General features: G+C 49.7%; 20 protein-coding genes. 14 read left to right on the top strand and 6 right to left on the bottom strand.

Translation table 11 applies throughout. The features are described 5' to 3' along the window. Nucleotides 1-2: 2 nt before the first annotated feature. The 3 genes from OGX97_RS06635 (at nt 3) to OGX97_RS06645 (ending at nt 3,442) form a co-directional block, all read left to right on the top strand. A complete protein-coding gene (locus OGX97_RS06635) occupies nt 3-1,271 on the top strand; it encodes a Y-family DNA polymerase (RefSeq protein ID WP_048214134.1) in 1,269 nt (422 codons plus the stop codon). A gap of 150 nt (nt 1,272-1,421) precedes the next feature. Beyond that, nucleotides 1,422-2,468, top strand: a complete 1,047-nt coding sequence (ompA, locus tag OGX97_RS06640) for a porin OmpA (RefSeq protein ID WP_149335290.1) — start codon at nt 1,422-1,424, stop codon at nt 2,466-2,468. A 185-nt stretch (nt 2,469-2,653) separates the two neighbouring features. After that, nucleotides 2,654-3,442 (top strand): hypothetical protein, encoded by a 789-nt coding sequence (locus tag OGX97_RS06645; protein WP_235127559.1) that lies wholly within the window; start codon nt 2,654-2,656, stop codon nt 3,440-3,442. Nucleotides 3,443-3,934: 492 nt separating this feature from the next. Here the strand turns inward: OGX97_RS06645 and OGX97_RS06650 are convergent, their stop codons facing one another. Beyond that, nucleotides 3,935-4,387: a DUF3828 domain-containing protein gene (locus tag OGX97_RS06650; protein WP_057068233.1), complete on the bottom strand. Its 453-nt coding sequence runs from the start codon at nt 4,385-4,387 to the stop codon at nt 3,935-3,937. A gap of 1 nt (nt 4,388) precedes the next feature. Continuing rightward, the gene (locus OGX97_RS06655) at nt 4,389-4,751 is read right to left on the bottom strand and encodes a CHAP domain-containing protein (RefSeq protein WP_103285263.1); all 363 of its coding nucleotides are present in this window, start codon (nt 4,749-4,751) and stop codon (nt 4,389-4,391) included. Nucleotides 4,752-5,475: 724 nt separating this feature from the next. Between OGX97_RS06655 and OGX97_RS06660 the strand changes: the two genes are divergently transcribed. From OGX97_RS06660 to OGX97_RS06670, 3 genes are all read left to right on the top strand, one after another. Then, on the top strand, nt 5,476-5,751 hold the full coding sequence (locus OGX97_RS06660) for a metal/formaldehyde-sensitive transcriptional repressor (protein ID WP_003833178.1): 276 nt from the start codon (nt 5,476-5,478) through the stop codon (nt 5,749-5,751). A 32-nt stretch (nt 5,752-5,783) separates the two neighbouring features. Beyond that, nucleotides 5,784-6,902 carry an S-(hydroxymethyl)glutathione dehydrogenase/class III alcohol dehydrogenase gene (locus OGX97_RS06665; RefSeq protein ID WP_008784862.1) on the top strand — a complete coding sequence of 373 codons (1,119 nt, stop codon included), beginning with the start codon at nt 5,784-5,786 and terminating at the stop codon, nt 6,900-6,902. Nucleotides 6,903-7,071: 169 nt separating this feature from the next. Continuing rightward, complete coding sequence (locus tag OGX97_RS06670; protein ID WP_235127562.1) at nt 7,072-8,760, top strand: methyl-accepting chemotaxis protein; 1,689 nt, start codon at nt 7,072-7,074, stop codon at nt 8,758-8,760. Nucleotides 8,761-8,800: 40 nt separating this feature from the next. Here the strand turns inward: OGX97_RS06670 and pcaQ are convergent, their stop codons facing one another. Then, nucleotides 8,801-9,724: a pca operon transcription factor PcaQ gene (gene pcaQ, locus OGX97_RS06675; RefSeq protein ID WP_003020288.1), complete on the bottom strand. Its 924-nt coding sequence runs from the start codon at nt 9,722-9,724 to the stop codon at nt 8,801-8,803. 231 nt (nt 9,725-9,955) lie between these two features. Here pcaQ and OGX97_RS06680 point away from each other — a divergent pair, with 231 nt between their 5' ends. From OGX97_RS06680 to OGX97_RS06695, 4 genes are all read left to right on the top strand, one after another. After that, nucleotides 9,956-10,858 (top strand): manganese-dependent inorganic pyrophosphatase, encoded by a 903-nt coding sequence (locus tag OGX97_RS06680; RefSeq protein ID WP_008784860.1) that lies wholly within the window; start codon nt 9,956-9,958, stop codon nt 10,856-10,858. 120 nt (nt 10,859-10,978) lie between these two features. Next, the gene (hglS, locus tag OGX97_RS06685) at nt 10,979-12,322 is read left to right on the top strand and encodes a 2-oxoadipate dioxygenase/decarboxylase HglS (protein ID WP_008784859.1); all 1,344 of its coding nucleotides are present in this window, start codon (nt 10,979-10,981) and stop codon (nt 12,320-12,322) included. 193 nt (nt 12,323-12,515) lie between these two features. Next, on the top strand, nt 12,516-14,171 hold the full coding sequence (locus OGX97_RS06690) for a glucan biosynthesis protein D (RefSeq protein WP_047411098.1): 1,656 nt from the start codon (nt 12,516-12,518) through the stop codon (nt 14,169-14,171). A gap of 167 nt (nt 14,172-14,338) precedes the next feature. Next, on the top strand, nt 14,339-14,563 hold the full coding sequence (locus OGX97_RS06695; protein WP_003833168.1) for a YdcH family protein: 225 nt from the start codon (nt 14,339-14,341) through the stop codon (nt 14,561-14,563). Between the two features lie 66 nt (nt 14,564-14,629). Here the strand turns inward: OGX97_RS06695 and alr are convergent, their stop codons facing one another. Next, nucleotides 14,630-15,856, bottom strand: a complete 1,227-nt coding sequence (alr, locus tag OGX97_RS06700) for an alanine racemase (RefSeq protein WP_279850616.1) — start codon at nt 15,854-15,856, stop codon at nt 14,630-14,632. Between the two features lie 218 nt (nt 15,857-16,074). Between alr and rimL the strand changes: the two genes are divergently transcribed. Beyond that, complete coding sequence (gene rimL / locus OGX97_RS06705; protein ID WP_235127566.1) at nt 16,075-16,620, top strand: 50S ribosomal protein L7/L12-serine acetyltransferase; 546 nt, start codon at nt 16,075-16,077, stop codon at nt 16,618-16,620. Here rimL and ydcK read toward each other — a convergent pair. Then, a complete protein-coding gene (ydcK, locus tag OGX97_RS06710) occupies nt 16,612-17,592 on the bottom strand; it encodes a YdcK family protein (protein WP_235127567.1) in 981 nt (326 codons plus the stop codon). The two genes, rimL and ydcK, sit on opposite strands and share 9 nt — an antisense overlap. Nucleotides 17,593-17,705: 113 nt before the next feature. On the opposite strand from ydcK, the gene tehA reads away from it, so the two are divergent. The 3 genes from tehA (at nt 17,706) to OGX97_RS06725 (ending at nt 20,133) form a co-directional block, all read left to right on the top strand. After that, the gene (gene tehA / locus OGX97_RS06715; protein ID WP_003833162.1) at nt 17,706-18,707 is read left to right on the top strand and encodes a dicarboxylate transporter/tellurite-resistance protein TehA; all 1,002 of its coding nucleotides are present in this window, start codon (nt 17,706-17,708) and stop codon (nt 18,705-18,707) included. Then, complete coding sequence (tehB, locus tag OGX97_RS06720; protein ID WP_003833160.1) at nt 18,707-19,303, top strand: tellurite resistance methyltransferase TehB; 597 nt, start codon at nt 18,707-18,709, stop codon at nt 19,301-19,303. The genes tehA and tehB overlap by 1 nt, the downstream gene beginning before the upstream one ends. A 155-nt stretch (nt 19,304-19,458) precedes the next feature. Continuing rightward, nucleotides 19,459-20,133, top strand: coding sequence for a DUF3313 domain-containing protein (locus tag OGX97_RS06725; protein ID WP_003833157.1), 675 nt, complete (start codon nt 19,459-19,461; stop codon nt 20,131-20,133). Between the two features lie 37 nt (nt 20,134-20,170). Here the strand turns inward: OGX97_RS06725 and OGX97_RS06730 are convergent, their stop codons facing one another. Beyond that, complete coding sequence (locus OGX97_RS06730; RefSeq protein WP_032943534.1) at nt 20,171-21,079, bottom strand: DMT family transporter; 909 nt, start codon at nt 21,077-21,079, stop codon at nt 20,171-20,173. Nucleotides 21,080-21,115 lie beyond the last annotated feature (36 nt).

The raw sequence follows: 21,115 nt of genomic DNA on the forward strand, positions 1-21,115 counted from the left end.
TTATGTTTGCGCTGGTGGATGTTAATTCGTTTTATGCCAGTTGTGAATCGGCATTCCGACCGGACCTGAAAGGTAAACCCGTTGTTGTTCTTTCAAATAATGATGGTTGTGTCATTGCCAGCAGCGCGGAAGCGAAGGCGCTTGGCGTCAATATGGGAGCACCATACTTCAAACAGAAAGATCTGTTCAGGCGCTGCGGCGTGTTCTGCTTTAGTTCGAACTACGAGCTGTATGCGGATATGAGCAGCAGGGTAATGTCGATTCTGGAGGAGCTGTCTCCGCGCGTGGAAATGTACAGTATCGATGAAGCCTTTTGTGATTTAACCGGCGTGCGAAACTGCAGGGATCTTACAGATTTTGGTCGTGAAATCAGAGAAACCATTTTACAGAAAACACGCCTCACGGTTGGGGTCGGTATCGCCCAGACCAAAACCCTGGCCAAGCTGGCGAACCATGCTGCCAAAAAGTGGCAGGAACAGACTGACGGGGTGGTGGATCTCTCGAATATTGAGCGTCAGCGTAAGCTGATGGCTGCGCTCCCGGTTGATGAAGTCTGGGGTGTCGGACGCCGTATCAGTAAAAAACTGGACGCTATGGGCATTAAAACGGTCTGCGATCTAGCGGATACCGATATTCGCTTTATCCGCAAACATTTCAACGTTGTGCTTGAGCGCACTGTGCGGGAATTGCGCGGTGAACCGTGCCTGGCGTTGGAAGAGTTTGCGCCAGTTAAGCAGGAGATCATTTGTTCAAGATCGTTTGGTGAAAAACTCACGGATTACAATGCGATGAGAGAGGCTATTTGTACCTATGCTGCACGTGCTGCGGAAAAATTACGCAGAGAGCACCAGTTCTGCCGGTTTATCTCTACGTTTATCAAAACCAGCCCATTTTCCCTGAATGAACCGTATTACGGTAACAGCGCATCGATAAAACTGCTGACACCAACCCAGGATAGTCGGGAAATTATAAGGGCGGCCACACGTAGCCTGGACGCAATATGGCGGGAGGGGCTGCGTTATCAAAAAGCAGGGGTCATGCTGGGCGATTTTTTTAGTTCTGGCGTTGCGCAGTTGAATCTGTTTGATGACAACGCCCCACGGCATAACAGCGATAAGCTGATGGCCGTTCTGGATACACTCAATGCTGAAAAGGGTAAAGGAACACTCTATTTTGCCGGACAAGGTATACAACAACCGTGGGCAATGAAGCGAGATATGCTTTCACCGCGTTATACAACGAGATATAGCGATTTACTGCGGGTGGGATAGCCATTGTTATCGTAAATAAGCGTCCAGAGCGATTCTAAAACTGTCCAGAAATAAATAAAAAAACGATTATCAGCCTTCATTAAAAATCTTATTGTAGCGCCGACTAACAGATAACTAACTGACAAACGGCAAGTCTATAATAGGAAATTTATGAAAAAGACGCTTATTACACTCATTATTGCAAATGCGCTGACCGCGACTACGGCATTTGCCGCAGCGGATGCGGGAACCTGGTATGCTGGTGGGAAATTTGGTTGGTCACATTACTTTGATACCAGCGCAAGCCAGCAAACGGGGGCCAATGGTAATAAATATGGTGATGTTGGTTTTGATAGCGATAACGTCGGTGGCGGGGTATTTACAGGCTACCAGATTACTCCATGGCTGGCAGTTGAAGGCGGCTATGATTATTTAGGTAATATGCAATTCAACGGTAAAAATGGTTCTTCTGGTTCTCAAATGAAAAGCCAGGGGCTGCAATTATCGCTGAAAGCAAGTTATGGTTTGACTGATGATTGGGATCTCTACGGTCGTGCAGGGGCAATGGGATATCGCGCGGAGTCAGATATTAAAGGCAATAACCGCTTTGATACTGGTGTGCGTCCGGTTGTGGCTGTTGGTACGGAATATGCCTTTAACAAGAACTGGGCTGGTCGCGTGGAATATCAATGGGTGAGCAATGTGGGTAATGAAAACCAGATTGGCGTATCAAGTGATGTTAGTTCCGTTACCGCTGGGTTGTCATATCGTTTTGGCCAGCATGACGACGCGGAGGTTACGCCTGCACCGGCAGTTGCCGCAACTCCTGCGCCTGAACCTCAGCGTTTTAACTTAAAATCTGATGTGATGTTTGGTTATGATTCAGCAGCACTAACCCCAGAAGGGAAAGCGGCGATTGCGCAGTTATACCGAAATCCCGGTCTGCAACCGGCCAAAGACAAAGCGACCGTTGTTATTGGCTATAGCGATCGCACCGGAGCCGCAGATTATAACCAGCAACTGTCAGCCCAGCGCGCGCAGGCTGTTGCCGATGAATTAGTCGCGTTAGGCATGCCAGCTGCAAATATTACTGCACAAGGACATGGTTCGAGTGATTCTGTCACGGGATCTAGTTGTGATGGGCAGACCGGACAGCAGCTGATTAATTGCCTTGCTCCAGATCGCCATGTCGTTGTTGAGATCACTGATAAGCACTAAATCGGTGTACAAAAGCCCTCCACATTATCGAATGGGGAGGGCTTTTTTATTCGCACAGTGGACTATCATTAACTGTGACAAATTAAAGATGTTAGAGCGTAATTATGTTCATAGAATCCTTAGTTTCGAGAGCTAAAGGTAGATTATGGCGTTATTTTCTGCCACGGTTTACTCTGAAAAATCATGTGGATGATCAAGTATATAATTACTATGGTGTTTATTTTTCGGATGTAAAACAAGAAAAATATCAGCTTGTGAGCCTAAGAGGCAAAAATGTTGTGCTTGAAAAATGGCATGCTGAGCAGCACGCCTATATGGAGAAAATAAACCTTCCACTCAATGATATTGAAAAAATGAATGTTGAGATTATTCATTGGAGAAAGCAAGGTCCATTAAGGTTTGATTCGATTTTTCTTTTTGCAATAAATTATTTTACACGTATTGCTTATGCAAAAAATGCGCTGACGAGAGCAAAAAGCAATCTCTTTTCTTCATTCACCAGTAACAAGGCGTTGAGTGGACTTGATCGTATAATGTTGCTACAGATGCTGGTGAACGAATATGTACATCAATCGCCAGAGAAAACTCACACTGGAGTAACATGTGATGAGGTTATTGATCTATTGTACGGGACGCTTTGGTATAAACATATCAAGAATGAAGATTTCAGGAGGAAGGTCTTTCTGCTTCTCCAGTCACTTGTAATTACAGAAGATGTCAGATTTAGTGATGAAAAATATTATATACAAGGCAAGGCTATTTCAACAATTGTTTCATGGGAATCTGAAGATAAACGGGAAAAGCAGCAGATCAGGATCCAGAAAAATATTAGTCGTTTGATGCTTGTGATTACCGCGTCCACATTGATGATCACGATAGCAATATTAGCTCAGGCAGGTCTTATTAATTTACATAATCTTTGGGAGCATCTTACACAATTAAAACCCATCCGTGTGTTGTTCAAACTAATATGATAAAACACAGTTTTGTTTTAGTCTTGGCAGGAATACAAACTAGAGATGTTACGTTTCGCTACTGCCGTACTCCCTGAAATGCTGAACAATATCCGTTCCCTCGCGATGGCCTGTGATGAGGTATTGATAAATCTGCTGCGGTGAACCATAAATTAGTAATCCTGGTTGCCCTGGGCGTTATCGTTCGAGTTTTTATTGGGGGGGGGGAAATTCCGTGAATGTTGTGGTGACGTCCTGATCGGGGCAGTGATCATGATGTTTGCAGCAGTTCACCTCCCAAACGTAACGTTCACTATCCCGCAAGTTGGCGAGGTCACATTTACATACAATGAGATCGTGTTTGTGTTGGGTATGCTCGGTTATAAGGGGTTGAAGGAAGTTATCTTCGGGGTATTAAAAAACGGTTTGGTATCGATTTGCGCAAGCTTATAGCGCAACGAAAAAATAATTAAGGGGAATGAAGCCCGTACGAATTAACGGGCTTTACATAGATTACTTTAGACTGATGTTCGGCAAGATATCCTGTCTGGCTACAGATTGAACTTTCCAGGCCCCGCCTTCCTGCACCATACAGTCGATAACGGTATGTGCTTTATTCGTTCCAAACGACACATAAACTTGCATACACACGGGATCATAATCTGACGACACAATCTTGATCTGCCGCCAGTCTTCACTATAATCCTGGGCTTTGATAAACATATCAGAGTCCGGTACGTCTTCGGTATTGGGGTCGGCCGCATTAGATTTTTTCAATGCGGCAATCGTGCTGGTAGTGACGTAAGGTTTAAGTCCAGCGTAATCCGTTAAAGGATTTTTCTCTTTTAACAATTGTGCAATATACCAGTGATTAAATTTCAATGCTGCTGCCTCTGGGCCAGTAGGGGAAACAGTCGCGAACGCGGAAGTGCAGATTAGTAGGCTGGTAAATATTAATAATTTCATATCAATTGTGCCTGAATAATTGATAGGACGGTGCCGCAGATGCCCAATTATTGCCAGGGTACATGCTGTTTTGTTTATAATCTGAATACCAGGTGCCATCACCGCCGTAAATGCAAGCATGTCCCGCCGGATGGCCAGCGATCGGTTGTATTACAGCAACATCGCCTTTCATTGGGGCGCCATAAACAGCTCGAAAGCCTGCTGCACGTAGGTTAAACGCCATATCTTTTGCATAGTTTGTATTGATGAGTCTAGCGCCGCCAGCGCGCACGGCATTAGAGACAAAATGAGCGCATCTATGTTGACTGGCACTTCCTGCGTGATTTCGTGCGTAATTAACGGCAGCATCTTTATTCCAGCTCATAACGTTTCCTTGTATTAATAAAAAAGCCCACAGTAAAACATTACGCTTTAAATTTAATTGTTTTTGTAAATTATCATTAAGTGATGTTAATCATCATCAAGAATAAATATGAAGTTAATTAAGTCATAAAACATGGAATTATATATTTAGGTAATGAAAAAAGGGGGGGGCGGAGTCGAAGTGGTTAACGAAGGTCCGTCGTTAAATTAGCGAGCGTGAAATAAAAGGGGCGCAGCACAACCTTCGGATGAAAGAAATTTTTGTGTCTAATCGGGTGGTGAACAGATTGAGTATCGTATTGGTAATTTCGTACAGCCAGGGCGACAGCTTTACCTTATGGCAGATGTACTGAAGAGAATTTCAATATTTGGGAAATGATATTAGACACTAATCATCAACCAATTAGCTAAACCGTTACACATCAAAATCAGCCGGCCTTGGGCGGTTTTTTATTGCCAGTAATCAGCACCCAGCTCCATCGCAGCGTAGTGACTATTAGAAGGTGGTTGACCGCCGCCAGCGGGAACTGGCGACAGTCATTCATACCCACATAGCGCTGTGGATATAAACCGGGGTTCCGTTTGCCTGTGCAGGCGATAGTAAACGGGTGTCCGCATATATCCGATAACAGCTTAATCTAAGCTACTGATATTAAATAAGTCTTATATTTTACAATGAAATAACAAATCTGATAGTATACACCCCTATAGTATCCGGAGGGCGTATGCCGCATTCACCTGAAGACAAGAAACGCATTCTCACCCGTGTACGCCGTATTCGCGGTCAAGTTGATGCGCTTGAGCGTGCACTGGAATCTGGCGAACCGTGTCTGGCAATCCTGCAGCAAATTGCCGCCGTGCGCGGTGCATCCAATGGCCTGATGGGCGAAATGGTTGAGATCCATCTGAAAGACGAGCTGGTCAGCGGAGAAACAACGCCAGACCAGCGTGCCGTGCGCATGGCTGAAATCGGCCATCTTCTGCGTGCTTATCTAAAATAACATCATCACCTCGCAATAATGGGAAGAGACAAATGAAATCACGTGCAGCAGTTGCATTCGGCCCCGGCCAACCGTTAAAAATTGTCGAAATCGACGTCGCACCGCCAAAGAAAGGTGAAGTGCTGGTTAAAATTACCCATACCGGCGTGTGCCACACCGACGCCTTTACGCTCTCTGGCGACGATCCGGAAGGCGTATTCCCGGCGGTACTTGGCCATGAAGGTGGCGGCATTGTGGTTGAAGTAGGCGAAGGCGTCACCAGTCTGAAGCCGGGCGATCATGTGATCCCGCTGTACACCGCAGAGTGCGGCGAGTGTAAGTTCTGTAAATCGGGTAAAACCAACTTGTGCCAGGCCGTACGTGCGACCCAGGGCAAAGGTCTGATGCCGGATGGCACAACGCGCTTCTCGTATAACGGTGAGCCGATTTATCATTATATGGGCACCAGCACCTTCAGCGAATACACCGTTTGCGCGGAGATCTCTCTGGCGAAGGTTAACCCGCAGGCCCCGCTGGACAAAGTGTGTCTGCTGGGTTGTGGCGTGACCACCGGTATCGGAGCAGTCCATAACACCGCAAAAGTGAAAGAAGGCGACACCGTCGCCGTATTTGGTCTGGGCGGTATTGGTCTGGCGGTAATTCAGGGCGCGGTGCAGGCGAAAGCCGGGCGTATTCTGGCCGTTGATACCAATCCGGAAAAATTTAAGCTGGCAGGTGAAATGGGCGCGACCGATTTCATCAACCCGAAGGATTACGACAAACCGATTCAGGATGTGATCGTTGAGCTGACCGACGGCGGCGTGGATTTTAGCTTTGAATGTATCGGCAACGTTAACGTGATGCGCGCGGCACTGGAATGTTGCCATAAAGGATGGGGCGAAAGCATCATCATTGGCGTGGCGGGAGCAGGGCAAGAGATCAAAACTCGTCCGTTCCAGCTGGTTACCGGGCGTGTCTGGCGCGGTTCCGCGTTTGGCGGTGTGAAAGGGCGTACTCAGCTTCCTGGCATGGTTGAAGAAGCAATGAGCGGGAAAATTCAGTTGGATCCCTTTATTACCCACCGTTTACCGCTGGAGCAGATTAACGAAGCGTTCGATTTAATGCACCAAGGTAAGTCCATCCGTACCGTTATCCACTTTGGCGATAACTGATTCATTGGCCAGCGGATTTAACCGCTGGCACTTTCCTGAATTTTTTAGAATTATGTTGTGAAAGTGTGACGAATCCGGCGCTTTTCACGGTAAGTAAACTTCCCGGATTGCCGATGACTATCTAACGGGCGTGTTTTCACGCATAAACCCTACAAGAGAGTCGACGGTCATGGACAACACTACATCGATGCAAGCCCAGCATAAACTGGGCTTTCTGCATCAAATCCGGCTGGTTCCGCTGTTTTCCTCCATTCTCGGTGGCATCCTTCTGCTGTTCGCCTTAAGTTCCGGACTGGCAAGCTATTTTCTTATGCAGGCCGATCGCGATCAGCGCGACGTGACCGATGAGATTCAGGTCAGGATGGGGTTATCTAACAGCTCTAACCATCTACGTACCGCACGTATCAACATGATCCACGCCGGCGCGGCGAGCCGTATTGCCGAAATGGATGACATGAAGGCCAATATTGCCGAGGCAGAAAAACGCATCAAGCAGTCGCAGGACGGTTTTAACGCTTATATGTCGCGTGCGGTAAAAACGTCTGCTGATGAAGCGCTAGATGCTGAACTGAGCGCCAGCTTCAAAGCCTATACCGACGGTTTACAGCCCATGCTGAAGTACGCTAAAAACGGCATGTTTGAAGCGATCATCAACCATGAAAATGAACAGGCCCGACCGCTGGACTCTGCTTACAATAAGGTATTGTTAAAAGCGATCGACATTCGTACCGCAAGGGCGAACCAGTTAAGCGAACAGGCGCATCAGCGTACACAACTCGGCATGGCTTTTATGCTGGGTGCATTCGTTCTTGCGCTGGTGCTAACCGTGATGACGTTCATTGTTCTGCGTCGTACCGTCATTCACCCTCTGCTACGCGCGGCCCAGCGTATTGAGCGAATTTCATCAGGCGATCTGACGATGCACGATGAACCGACCGGGCGTAGCGAAATTGGCCGTCTGAGCCGTCACCTACAGACAATGCAACGATCGTTGGGGAAAACGGTGGGCACGGTACGTCAGGGCGCGGAAGAAATCTACCGCGGTACCAGCGAGATTTCGGCGGGTAATACCGATCTGTCTTCACGTACTGAACAACAGGCCGCAGCGATTGAACAAACGGCAGCCAGCATGGAAGAGCTGACCGCCACGGTGAAGCAAAACGCCGACAATGCGCATCACGCAAGCAAACTGGCGGAAGATGCGTCCGGTAAGGCCAGTCGGGGCGGTCAGATGGTTTCTGGCGTGGTGAAAACCATGGGTAATATCTCAACGAGTTCGAAGAAAATCTCCGAAATCACAGCCGTGATTAATAGCATTGCTTTCCAGACCAATATCCTGGCACTGAACGCTGCGGTTGAGGCGGCGCGGGCAGGAGAGCAGGGGCGTGGATTTGCCGTGGTCGCCAGTGAAGTCCGTACGTTGGCAAGCCGCAGCGCTCAGGCGGCAAAAGAGATTGAAGGATTGATCAGCGAATCGGTCCGACTGATTGACCAGGGCTCCGGAGAAGTCGTCGCGGCGGGCAATACGATGACGGATATTGTCGATGCGGTAAAACGCGTCACCGATATCATGCTGGAAATCGCGGCGGCCTCTGATGAGCAGAGCCGGGGTATCGTACAGGTGAGCCAGGCGATATCAGAAATGGATAAGGTTACGCAGCAAAATGCCTCGCTGGTTGAAGAAGCATCGGCTGCGGCGGCCTCTCTCGAAGAGCAGGCGGCGCGCTTAACGGAAGCCGTAGGTACATTTCGCTTAACGGGAACGAGTGCAATTAAACGCCCTCCCGTAACCACTACGCCTGACCAATCGTGTCCGCAGACGGCAACGGCCAGTGGCGATAACTGGGAAACGTTTTAACAATAAATTAAGGGACCTGATGGTCCCTTAATATTTGGCATCAAAACGGTACGGTTTTGCGTATTGCGGCGATAAGGATCTGCGCGGCCTGAGAGAGTTGCACATCGACACGGGTAAGAATACCGATGGGTTCACCCGCACCGTGGGTAGGTATCGGCAACGACACCAGCGTCGCCTGGCGTAAATCCTCTCTAACCGCACCTGAAGGGACAAACCACACATAGTCGTAATCAACCGTCAACTGGCGGGAAAGCGATGCTGACAGCGTTTCAATGCAGCCTGGCGGCATTTTACAACCCTGACTTTGCAACAATGCTTCTGCGTGCTGGCGAGGCGCGGTTCCTTTTGGCGAAACCACCACCGGCCACTCCATTACCCGACTTAACGTGATGGTTTCCTGCAACAGCGGATGGTTAGGGCGCACGACCAGTTTAAGTGATTCCAGAAACAACAATTCATAATTCAGACCGACCATCAATTCCGGATCGGCCATGCGACCAATGCCAAGATCGATTTCCCCGGATTTTAAACCTGCCAGAATCATCGGATTGCTCATGGTGGCGACCTGTAGCGTGGTCTCCATTTGCTGCTTGTGGAAAGGACCAATTACCGCAGGCAGAATGCCCAGTGCCGCGGTGGGTAAGGCCCCGATCCGTACGACATCAGTCTGCGACTCTTCGCGCTGATTTAACGCTTGTCCGGCGGTGTTGAGCGCATCCAGCACTCTTACCGCGTGGGTAAGAAACTGTTCTCCGGGCAGCGTTAACTGCGCGCCAAGGCGGCCACGCTCAAAGAGACGGGTACCGGTCAGTTGCTCCAGTTCATTTAGCGTTTTGGAGAGAGCCGGTTGGCTCAGGTTAAGGGTCTCAGCCGCGCGCCCCAACGTTCCCTGCTGTGCAACGGCGACAAAAGTATGAAGGTGGCGCAAGCGAATGCGCTGATTGAACAGAACATTTTTTTCCATAAGCGATGTTAAAAACAGAGCCGTATCGGTGACAAGTAAAGTTGTTTGTTTTTGATAACCTGATAGCAAAATATTATTAACATTTATCATGTTTTACTTACAACTGATTTATTTTGCTTATGTTTTGTACAGCATTGCTGGGTTGTGGGATCATGGAAGGGAGTGTGCCCAGTCGTTATACTTTGGTGATTGTTTACTTTTGAACGATTTCTCTTCACAAGGCACTGATGAATGATACATGTAATAGGGCACCTTAATCCCGATAGCGATGCCATCTGCACCGCCGCAATGACGGCGCGTTGGCTTAGTTTACGTGGCCAGCAGGCGACGGCATGGCGTTTGGGCGAGCCTAATCGCGAAACGCAGTTTATCTTTGAGCATGCGGGGCTGACGATGCCTGAACGGTTGACGTTTGAACTGACCGATCGTGATGTCTGGCTGGTCGATTTCACCGAGCCGGCCCAGGGACCGGAATCGTTAACAGAAAGTAACGTGGTGGGAATTATCGATCATCACCGACTTGGTGGGTTAGTCACCCGTCTGCCACCGGAAGTGTGGGTGAAGCCTGTCGGCAGTAGCGCAACCCTGCTGTGGCAACTGATGACGGAGGATGAACGCAATCAATTATCTTCAGCTGAGGCTGTTTTACTGCTCGGCGCCGTATTGAGTGACACTGTCACGCTTCGTTCACCAACGACGACCACTGACGATCGCCTGGCGGTTGATGCGCTGGCCCAAAAAACCGGAGTGGATCTTGACGCTTTCAGTCGCGACCTGCTGTCAGCTAAAACAAGTGTGGAAGGGATGAGCGCCCGGGAACTTTTGCAGAAAGACATTAAAACCTTCACCATCCATGGACATTCAGTCTGTGTAGCGCAGCTCGAACTCTATGCGCTGCAACAGGTTGATACAGCGCTGGACGATCTCCGTCAGGAAATGGCGCGCTATGCAGAAGAAAAGAACGCTGCGTTAGTCGTGCTGATGCTCACTGACATCAATCTGGGTGACACCAGCCTATGGTTTGCTGGATCAGAACTTTCAGACATCCCGCAGCCTTGCAAGGTAGAAGGTATGCTTAGCCGTAAAAAACAGATGCTGCCCTGGCTGGAAAGTCATTTGAAACCACGCCAGTAGGTACTGTTCATCTTTTGTATGGGTGGGAAGTTTACGCGGGGTCACACTTTGTAAATTCTTCCCACCGGAGTCAGCGGCGTTTTCTACACTCCAGGTAATATTCACTGGAGGCATGACATTATGGCGAACACCATCACGGCAGATGAGATTCGGGAACAATTTTCGCAGGCAATGTCAGCAATGTACCAGCAGGAAGTCCCGCAGTACGGCACGTTGCTGGAACTTGTCGCTGATGTGAATCTGGCGGTACTGGAAAATAATCCGACGCTGCATGAAAAACTGGCGAATGCGGATGAACTGGCCCGGCTAAACGTTGAGCGTCATGGTGCCATTCGAGTGGGTACCGCGCAGGAGCTTTCTACGCTGCGCCGGATGTTTGCCGTTATGGGCATGTATCCGGTGAGTTATTACGATCTCTCCCAGGCGGGCGTCCCTGTACATTCCACAGCCTTTCGTCCCATCGACGATGCCTCGCTATCGCGCAACCCGTTTCGGGTATTCACCTCGTTATTACGGCTCGAACTAATCGAAAACGCCGCGCTGCGGCAAAAAGCCGCTGAGATCCTCGCGAAACGCGATATTTTCACTCGCCGTTGCCACGAACTGCTGGATGAATTTGATGCGCAGGGCAGTTTTACATCTGAACAGGCGCAAGAATTTGTGCATGAAGCGCTGGAAACATTCCGCTGGCATCAGCATGCCACGGTCGATGAAGCGACCTATCACGCATTACACAACGAACACCGGCTGATTGCCGATGTGGTGTGCTTCCCCGGTTGTCATATCAACCATCTGACACCGCGAACGCTGGATATTGACCGGGTGCAGTCGATGATGCCGGAATGCGGCATTGAACCGAAAATACTGATTGAAGGGCCGCCGCGCCGCGAGGTGCCCATTTTATTGCGTCAGACCAGTTTCAAAGCGCTGGAAGAACCGGTGTTGTTTGCCGGTGAAATGCGCGGCACTCACACGGCACGTTTTGGTGAAATCGAACAGCGCGGCGTGGCCCTGACACCGAAAGGCAGAGCGTTGTACGACGAATTGCTGAATAAAGCGGGAACGGGGAAAGACAATCTGACGCACCAGCTACACCTTCAGGAGGTGTTTAAAGCCTTCCCGGACAGCGAATTCCTGCTGCGCCAGCAGGGGCTAGCCTGGTTCCGCTATCGTCTGACGCCATCGGGTGAAGCGCATCGGCAGGCGATTCGCCCGGATGACGATCCGCAGCCGCTTATTGAACGGGGCTGGCTGGTTGCGCAACCCATCACCTACGAAGATTTTTTACCGGTGAGCGCCGCAGGAATTTTCCAGTCCAATTTGGGTAATGAAACACAGGCTCGCAGCCACGGAAATTCCAGCCGCGACGCGTTTGAACAGGCGCTGGGTTGCGCGGTTTATGATGAGTTTGCGCTGTATCAGGAGGCTCAAGAACGAAGTAAACGTCGGTGTGGTTTACTTTAACGGAATTTACATGGGATTCGGTCTGTTCCCATCGACATAAAATATTTTCGATTTTGTACAGATAATCGGCGACCAACAATTGGATTATTAATGAATTTTGTCTAGAGTGAGCGGTCAGAAATGTGCACTCTCTTGCCGCTGATTTTGACCGGCGCGGGACCATTTACACGACCAGAAGGACTCACTTTCAGGCATGAATCGCAGACGATTTATTAAAGGTTCAATGGCAATGGCCGCCGTGTGCGGAACCAGTGGTATTGCATCACTCTTTTCCCGCGCCGCCTTTGCGGCAGAGTCTGACATTGCAGACGGAAAAACCGTACGTTTTGATTTTTCCGTTCTGCAATCGATGGCCCATGACTTAGCACAGAAACCCTGGGGCGGCGCACCACGCGCGTTACCGGACACGCTGGCGAAACTGACGCCGCAGGCCTACAACAGCATTCAATATGACGCAGAGCAGTCTCTGTGGAACAATGTTGAAAATCGTCAGCTTGATGCGCAGTTCTTCCACGTGGGAATGGGCTTCCGTCGTCGTGTACGCATGTTCTCGGTTGATGGTAGTACGCATATGGCGCGTGAAATTCACTTCCGTCCGGAACTGTTTAAATACAACGACGCGGGTGTGGATACCAAACAATTGGAAGGGCAGACTGACCTCGGATTCGCTGGATTCCGCGTGTTTAAAGCGCCAGAACTGGCCCGCCGCGATGTCGTTTCTTTCCTGGGCGCCAGCTATTTCCGCGCCGTGGATGACACCTATCAGTACGGTTTATCAGCCCGTGGTCTGGCGGTAGATACCTACACCGACAGCAAAGAAGAGTTTCCTGATTTCACCTCTTTCTGGTTCGAAACGGTTAAACCGGGCGCAACCTCCTTTACCGTGTATGCGCTTCTCGACAGCCCAAGCGTAACCGGCGCATTCAAGTTCGTGATCCACTGCGAGAAAACGCAGGTGATTATGGATGTACAAAACCACATCTATGCGCGCAAAGACATCAAGCAGCTCGGCATTGCGCCGATGACCAGCATGTTCAGCTGTGGCAACAACGAGCGTCGGATGTGCGACACTATTCACCCGCAAATCCATGACTCCGATCGTCTGGCGATGTGGCGGGGCAATGGCGAGTGGATCTGCCGTCCGCTGAATAACCCGCAAAAGCTGCAGTTCAACGCCTATACCGATAACAACCCGAAAGGGTTTGGCTTACTGCAACTCGATCGCGACTTCTCCCATTATCAGGACATCATGGGCTGGTATAACAAGCGTCCAAGCCTGTGGGTCGAACCGCGCAACCAGTGGGGCAAGGGGACCATCGGTCTGATGGAGATCCCGACGACCGGCGAAACGCTGGATAACGTTGTCTGCTTCTGGCAGCCGGACAAGAAGATCAAAGCTGGCGATGAGCTGGAATTCAAATATCGCCTGTACTGGAGCGCTCAACCGCCGGTGCGTTCACCGCTGGCTCGCGTGATGGCGACCCGGACAGGCATGGGCGGTTTCCCGGAAGGATGGGCACCGGGCGAGCATTACCCAGAAAAATGGGCGCGTCGTTTTGCCGTTGACTTCGTTGGTGGCGATCTAAAAGCGGCTGCGCCGAAAGGCATTGAACCGGTGATTACGCTCTCCAGCGGTGAAGCGAAACAGATTGAGATCCTCTACGTGGAGCCTATCGATGGTTATCGCATTCAGTTTGACTGGTATCCAACCTCTGACTCGACCGATCCGGTAGATATGCGTATGTTCCTGCGTTGTCAGGGTGACGCCATCAGCGAAACTTGGCTGTATCAGTACTTCCCGCCTGCGCCGGATAAACGTCAGTACGTTGACGACCGCGAGATGCGTTAATCACGCCCTTTACGGCTCTCCTGATGGGGAGCCGTATCTGCATTCATCCTCATAACGACTCTGTACACTATTTACTCGATCCTGTTCGCATTTTTCTGTATGGCAAATGGGTACTCTGTGGGTGTGTATTTCTTATACACGTTCTTGTCCACTAACAGGGAGAAAGTATGTTTCCAGAATACAGAGACCTTATTTCCCGACTGAAATCCGAGAACCCTCGCTTTCTGTCCTTATTCGAAAAACACAACAGCCTTGATCATGAGATCTCCAGACTGGAAGGTTCGGATGGTCGGGGGTATAGTTTGGACATTGTTCGTCTTAAGAAACAGAAACTCCACCTGAAGGAAGATCTGCTCAAAATATTGCAAAAAGAGAGTGTCAGTGAGAGCTGAGTAGAACGGCGCTTGCTGTGTAAAAGGGCTTCCTGCGAGAAACGGAAGCCCTTCCTGTTTTAGGTGTTAATCGACCATCACGCGTTTGTTCGTCGCCCCCCAGAGGATCGACATTTCAGTGAACAACGCGCCGCTAATTTCTTCGACTTCTTCTGCACTAACCTGCGCATTTCCCTGTTTACCGAACAGCACCACTTCATCACCGGATGCAACCTGCGGCAAATCGGTTACATCGACGATCACGGTATTCATGGATGTTTTACCCAGTACCGGAACCCGCTGGCCGCGGATCAGCACGTGCCCCGCATTACTGAACACACGGCGATAACCATCGGCATAACCTGTCGGGATATTGGCCAGAACGGAATCACGTTTAAGGGTATAGGTTCTGTCATATCCGACGGTGTTTCCTTTGGGGTAATGGTTTACCGACGCGATGGCAGATTTAAACGTCATGACGCGTTTGTATTCGGTGCTGGCGATGGTATCGCCATAGAAAATACCGCCAACACGCACCATGTCGAGCCAGGATTCTGGAACGGTCAGGGTAGCGAACGTATTCGCGACATGCAGGGTGACATCTTCGCGCTTAAGCCCGGTAATTTTCAGTACCTGGGCTGATTGCGCATTGAAACGGGCCAGATCGCGTTTTACCACTGCCGCATCTTCTTCCGGGAAATGCGACATGATGCCGACAATTTTCAGGCCGGGTAATGCGGAAATAGCGCGTGCTTCTTCCAGACCTGCAGCGGTACTGACTTCCAGACCGTTACGCGACATACCGCCAGAGTTCAGCGCCAGATGGATACGAATAGTTTTACCTTTCTCCTGAGCGATTGCACTTAGACGCTTAGCCATATCCAGATTACCGATAAGCTCTTCGGTATCGAAATCCGCCGCCTGGCGCATCTCTTTTTCCGTCGCGTTACGCACGCGCATGAGCTGCGATGTATAGCCTGACCGGCGAACGGTACTAATCTCCTCGTTGCTGGCGATGCCAATACATTGCACGCCGTTTTGCATCATCACCGGTGTTACCAGTGAGAGATCGTGGCCATACGCGTCGCCTTTAAGAATGGCGCACATCCGGGTTTTATCTCCCAGCAGTTGCTGAACTTTATGAATGTTATATTCCAGCGCGCTACGGGAAATTTCCAGCGTGGTATTATCCACGACCTGTTGCTTATTGACGGCAAAGGGAACGGGGCCCGCTTGCGTGGTGGAAACAGGTTGGTGACAGGCGGTAATCAGTAAAAGCGGAATAAGTGCTAAACGACCCAAAGGTGCTGCCATGCTTGCTCCTTAGCAATAGAATGAAAGTGTTATTGTCATCATTACGGTCTATCCATGAGGGGATACCCGGATCACCAGAGTAACGGGTTCCACGCCAGAGATTCTTTCTAAGTGATTGCTGTTACAGCATAAAAATAAGACATCCTCGGTGCTAAACAGAGTAATATCGGCTACTGCCAGTCAGAAATGCCCCGTTTACGATCGCAAAGGAGATAAACATGTCAGAAATAATTATCGTTAGTGACGCGCTGGAACTGCGGGCGGTAGAAGAACACCACGTCACCCCTCTGCATCAGTTGGTGCTTAAAAATAAAACCTGGCTCCAACAGTCACTGAACTGGCCGCAGTTTGTCGAATCTGAGGACGACACGCGTAAGAACGTGCAGGGGAATATGATGTTGCACCAGCGCGGCTACGCCAAAATGTTCCTTATTTTCGAACAAGGGGAGGTGGCTGGCGTTATCTCGTTTAACCAGATAGAGCCGCTGAACAAAGCCGCTTATATTGGTTATTGGCTGGATGAAGAGCACCAGGGCAAAGGCATTCTGTCTCAGGCGCTACAGGCGATGATTCATCATTATGCGCAGCGCCAGGAGATTCGCCGCTTCGTGATTAAATGTCGTGTAGATAACGTCAAGAGCAACCAGGCTGCACTGCGCAATGGCTTCCGACTGGAAGGATGTATGCAACAGGCGGAGTTCCTTAATGGGGATTACCATGACGTGAATCTCTACGCCCGCATCATTGATGGCTCTTCAGAATAAACCGGCGATAGGGGTGCGCGTGATACGTTGTTCGCCGTTGATCACTTTTGGCCCGCGCAGATGGATCGCATCGCCATCAAAGGCTTCAACTTGGGCCTGATCGGTTATCTCAATATGATGCTCGATCAGCACTTCACCCAGAATACAGGCATAGCCTTCAATCAGGATGTGACCGTCAAGCTGGAGCGGTCCGCCACGTAATTGCGCATGCCCCCCAACCAGCACGTGGTGTTTCAGCACGCAGTTACCTTCAACCACCGCGTGTTCCGCCACCTGCGAGCTGTAGCGCAGGGTAGGAATGGCGTCTTCATCCGTTCCGGCGATGACGCGTGCATGCCCATAGACTTTGGCGCAATCGCAGATCCAGACATTATTCTCTTCGTTGCCTTCTATCCGTGCAAAATCAAAAACTTCAGCCCGATGTTCTATAAAGGCATAATTGATCATCGCATCGCCATAGATTTGCGCCTGATGCACCACGCGTGAATTACTGACTGCCGCCCGCTCGTAAATTTGCAGGAGCTGGTCGCTTTCACGGGTTAACCCTCTGGCTGCAATGATTTCAGAGTCACACACAATGCGTGCATCACCGCAGATGAGGCACTCACCGCGAACAACAGAATCCTGAATGGTGACGTTGTCACGTATTTGCGCGTTATGGCTGATTTCTGCTCGGTCAATCCAGGCGGCATCACCAATCTGCGCGCCATCTCTGACCACGCTTGCCTGTGTAATACGGGCGTCTCCGGTTATCGTCGCGCCGGAAAACGCGAGCGCATTCTCATCGTATATCCAGCAATTACCGCTTTGCGACAGAACGCTTTCATCATCAATCCAGCCACCGAGCGTACCGGATCTAACATCATTAAAATCAATGAGTGCGATGATTTGGCGTAGTAATACACTTTTTTTATTGCCATTATCCTGGTAACTAAAGGAGCGAGATTCATCGCTTAGACGGTATTTGGTCATAGCTCATTTCCATGTTGCGCACCTTAGTTAAACGTAGCAAAGTTTTCTGCACTGGCTAAACCGGCAGATATTCCATAAAATGCATTTCAAATATACTTTAAAAAATAAACAAAATGAGTAAGAACAAACAGAGTGAACGGGTCCTCAATCTTCCGGCTGGTTATTTTGGCATGGTACTGGGTACAATTGGGATGGGATTTGCGTGGCGTTACGCCAGCCAGGTGTGGCCGGTGAGCCACTGGATTGGTGATGGCTTAGTCATCCTTGCGATGGTCATCTGGGGATTGCTGACGCTGGCATTTGTGAATCGCTTACTACGTTTTCCGCACAGCGTACTGGCGGAAATTCGTCATCCGGTGATGAGCAGTTTTGTCAGTCTGTTTCCAGCAACAACGATGCTGGTCGCGATTGGTTTTGTACCGTGGTATCGACCGCTGGCGTTAGGATTGTTCAGCATCGGCGTGGTGATACAGCTGGCGTACGCCGCCTGGCAAACGGCAGGGCTGTGGCGTGGGGAGCATCCGGAAGAGGCCACCACGCCGGGTCTGTATCTGCCAACCGTTGCCAATAACTTTATCAGCGCCATGGCCTGTGGTGCACTTGGGTTCAACGATGCCGGGTTGGTTTTTTTGGGCGCCGGGGTATTTTCCTGGCTCAGCCTGGAGCCGGTGATTCTGCAGCGTTTACGTAGCTGCGGTGAACTGCCGACGGTTTTACGGACTTCACTTGGTATACAGTTGGCACCCGCGCTGGTGGCCTGTAGCGCCTGGCTTAGCGTCAACGGCGGCGAGGGGGATACGTTAGCTAAAATGCTATTTGGTTATGGTCTGCTGCAACTTCTGTTCATGCTACGCCTTATGCCGTGGTATTTGTCACAGCCATTTAATGCGTCATTCTGGAGCTTCTCGTTTGGCGTGTCTGCGTTGGCGACAACGGGATTGCATCTTGGACACGGCAGTGAATCAGGATTTTTTCATACGCTGTCTATCCCACTGTTTATTTTTACCAATTTTATCATTGCATTATTACTGATACGTACGTTTGCATTGCTGATGCAGGGGAAACTGCTCATCCGCACGGAGCGTGCTGCATTACTGAAATCTGAGGATAAATAATGACCCTTTGCGACGAAAACTACTTTACTGAAAAATATGATTTAACCCGTACGCATTCCGATGTCGTTGAAGCGGCAAAAGTGGTTGCACCAGGTAAAACGTTAGATCTGGGCTGCGGTAACGGCCGAAACAGCCTGTACCTGGCGGCAAACGGCTATGACGTTACCGCATGGGATAAAAACCCCATGAGCATCGCTAACCTTGAGCGCATCAAAGCGGCTGAGGGGCTGACCAACCTGAACGCGAAGGTCGCTGACCTTAATGCGTTACGTTTTGAGGGTGAATACGATTTTATTCTATCTACCGTTGTGCTGATGTTTCTTGAAGCCAAAACAATCCCTGGCCTTATTGAGAATATGCAACGTTGTACTAAACCGGGTGGATATAACTTAATCGTCGCAGCGATGGATACTGATGATTTTCCGTGCACAGTTGGTTTTCCGTTCGCGTTTAAAACCGGAGAATTACGCAACTATTACAGTGGGTGGGATCTGCTGAAATATAACGAAGACGTAGGTGAACTTCATCGTACAGATGAAAACGGTAATCGAATTAAACTGCGCTTTGCCACCATGCTGGCACGCAAAACTTCCTGAACCTCCCGTTTGGGTTAACTCTTTCTGCGTTCAGCATTTTTTGTGCTGAGCGCAGAGATAAAATTGTGCGGTGCTTACCATTTTTAGTACATCCAAAATGAAACTGTTTTGCTATCCTTTTTAGGCATCATTGCGAAAACTAAAGGGATCGTTTCATGCGTACTCAAACTTTATTTAAAGTTGCAGTGCTTACTGGCTTGTTGGCATTATCCGGCTGTGCGTCAAAAGTGACCGAGCCGGATAAATATTCTGGGTTTTTAAAAAATTACTCTGATCTGAAGGAAACAAAATCAGCATCGGGACAAACGGTACTCCGTTGGGTTGATCCGAGCTACAACGAATCCAAATATGACAACATCGTGTATAACCCGGTAACGTATTATCCGGTTCCTAAACCTACTACACAGGTAGGGCAGCAGGTTCTTGATCAATTACTGACCTATACCAATACGAAGTTGAAAACGGCGATCGGTCAGCGTAAACCTCTGGTTACAACCCCAGGGCCACGTAGCCTGATTTTCCGCGGAGCGATTACCGGTGTTGCGACCAGCAAAGAAGGACTGCAGTTCTATGAAGTGGTCCCGGTTGCACTGCTGGTTGCAGGAACGCAAATGGCGACGGGTCACCGTACCATGGATACCAACCTCTATTTCGAGGGTGAGTTGATTGATGCAGCGACCAATAAACCGGTGATTAAAGTTGTACGTAAGGGTGAAGGTAAAGACCTGAACAACGAAAGCACGCCGATGGCGTTCGAAACGTTGAAGAAAGTTGTTGATGACATGGCGACCGATGCCTCCATGTTTGATGTGAACAAAAAACCACAATAAAAATGATGAACGCACCATCTCAGGATGGTGCGTTTTTTTATGCCACACGACGACGATAGAGTAGTTTACCCATCAGCGCTTCCGGTCGGGCAAACATCACCAGATTTCCCAGTAAGATCAACACCAATCCGGCAATTGCATTAACTTGCCAGATGTATCCTTCATACAATGTTGACAGCGTCAGCGCCACCAGCGGGAACAGCAGCGTGCTGTATGCCGCCTTACTGGGACCAATGCGACCTACCAGCGTGAAATAAGCGCCAAAGGCAATCACTGAGCCGAAAATAGCAAGATATAACAGCGCGCTAAGATAGCTGAATGTCCACTGTGGCGTGAAGTTGTCGCCGCGCACCAGAGCAATGGCCGCGATCAGCAATGTGCCGTACAGCATGGCCCAGCTGTTGGTCGTTAACACTTCTAACCCTTTTTTCTGGTGACGCAGACTGATCATATTGCCCAGTGAGAAGCCGAAGGTTCCCAGAGCGCTTAAGCCGATGCCCAGCAGCAGTGAATGATTAAACCCGCTGTTGAGCAGATCTTGCCAGAATAAGGTGACGATGCCCGTCAGTCCCAGACCCGCTGCAATATAGAAGCGCAGCGGTGGTTTTTGACCAAAAAAGATGAAGCTATTGACTGCATTGAACAGGACGGCCATTGAGAAAATCACCGACTCCAGGCCGGTATTAATCCACGCCGCAGCCGTATAAAAACACCAGAAGTTAAAGCAAAAAACGCATCCGCCCTGTAACAGACAAAACAGATGATCGCGACCAGACAGTTTGCGTAATTTACCGCTTAGCAACAGGATCACTATCATCACCGAGCTGGCAACGGCGAAGCGCCAAAAGATAGAAACCGGTGCAGAAACCGGACCTTGCTGCAAATAAATCGCAATCCATGTCGTTCCCCAAATAACCACCACCAGGCAGTACAACAGTGCGTTCATACGACTCTCTCTTTATGCTTTCAGACTTACACTGTG

It is taken from the genome of Citrobacter sp. Cpo061 (assembly GCF_030332845.1).
Lineage (GTDB): Bacteria > Pseudomonadota > Gammaproteobacteria > Enterobacterales > Enterobacteriaceae > Citrobacter > Citrobacter portucalensis.

Coding starts and splice junctions, on each gene's coding strand:
- OGX97_RS06690 (WP_047411098.1), top strand. CDS start 12,516: ATGAATCGCAGACGATTTATTAAAGGTTCAATGGCAATGGCCGCCGTG.
- rimL (WP_235127566.1), top strand. CDS start 16,075: ATGTCAGAAATAATTATCGTTAGTGACGCGCTGGAACTGCGGGCGGTA.
- OGX97_RS06680 (WP_008784860.1), top strand. CDS start 9,956: ATGATACATGTAATAGGGCACCTTAATCCCGATAGCGATGCCATCTGC.
- tehA (WP_003833162.1), top strand. CDS start 17,706: ATGAGTAAGAACAAACAGAGTGAACGGGTCCTCAATCTTCCGGCTGGT.
- hglS (WP_008784859.1), top strand. CDS start 10,979: ATGGCGAACACCATCACGGCAGATGAGATTCGGGAACAATTTTCGCAG.
- OGX97_RS06730 (WP_032943534.1), bottom strand. CDS start 21,079: ATGAACGCACTGTTGTACTGCCTGGTGGTGGTTATTTGGGGAACGACA.
- OGX97_RS06695 (WP_003833168.1), top strand. CDS start 14,339: ATGTTTCCAGAATACAGAGACCTTATTTCCCGACTGAAATCCGAGAAC.
- alr (WP_279850616.1), bottom strand. CDS start 15,856: ATGGCAGCACCTTTGGGTCGTTTAGCACTTATTCCGCTTTTACTGATT.
- OGX97_RS06665 (WP_008784862.1), top strand. CDS start 5,784: ATGAAATCACGTGCAGCAGTTGCATTCGGCCCCGGCCAACCGTTAAAA.
- tehB (WP_003833160.1), top strand. CDS start 18,707: ATGACCCTTTGCGACGAAAACTACTTTACTGAAAAATATGATTTAACC.
- OGX97_RS06660 (WP_003833178.1), top strand. CDS start 5,476: ATGCCGCATTCACCTGAAGACAAGAAACGCATTCTCACCCGTGTACGC.
- OGX97_RS06655 (WP_103285263.1), bottom strand. CDS start 4,751: ATGAGCTGGAATAAAGATGCTGCCGTTAATTACGCACGAAATCACGCA.
- ydcK (WP_235127567.1), bottom strand. CDS start 17,592: ATGACCAAATACCGTCTAAGCGATGAATCTCGCTCCTTTAGTTACCAG.
- OGX97_RS06670 (WP_235127562.1), top strand. CDS start 7,072: ATGGACAACACTACATCGATGCAAGCCCAGCATAAACTGGGCTTTCTG.
- OGX97_RS06650 (WP_057068233.1), bottom strand. CDS start 4,387: ATGAAATTATTAATATTTACCAGCCTACTAATCTGCACTTCCGCGTTC.
- OGX97_RS06725 (WP_003833157.1), top strand. CDS start 19,459: ATGCGTACTCAAACTTTATTTAAAGTTGCAGTGCTTACTGGCTTGTTG.
- OGX97_RS06635 (WP_048214134.1), top strand. CDS start 3: ATGTTTGCGCTGGTGGATGTTAATTCGTTTTATGCCAGTTGTGAATCG.
- ompA (WP_149335290.1), top strand. CDS start 1,422: ATGAAAAAGACGCTTATTACACTCATTATTGCAAATGCGCTGACCGCG.
- pcaQ (WP_003020288.1), bottom strand. CDS start 9,724: ATGGAAAAAAATGTTCTGTTCAATCAGCGCATTCGCTTGCGCCACCTT.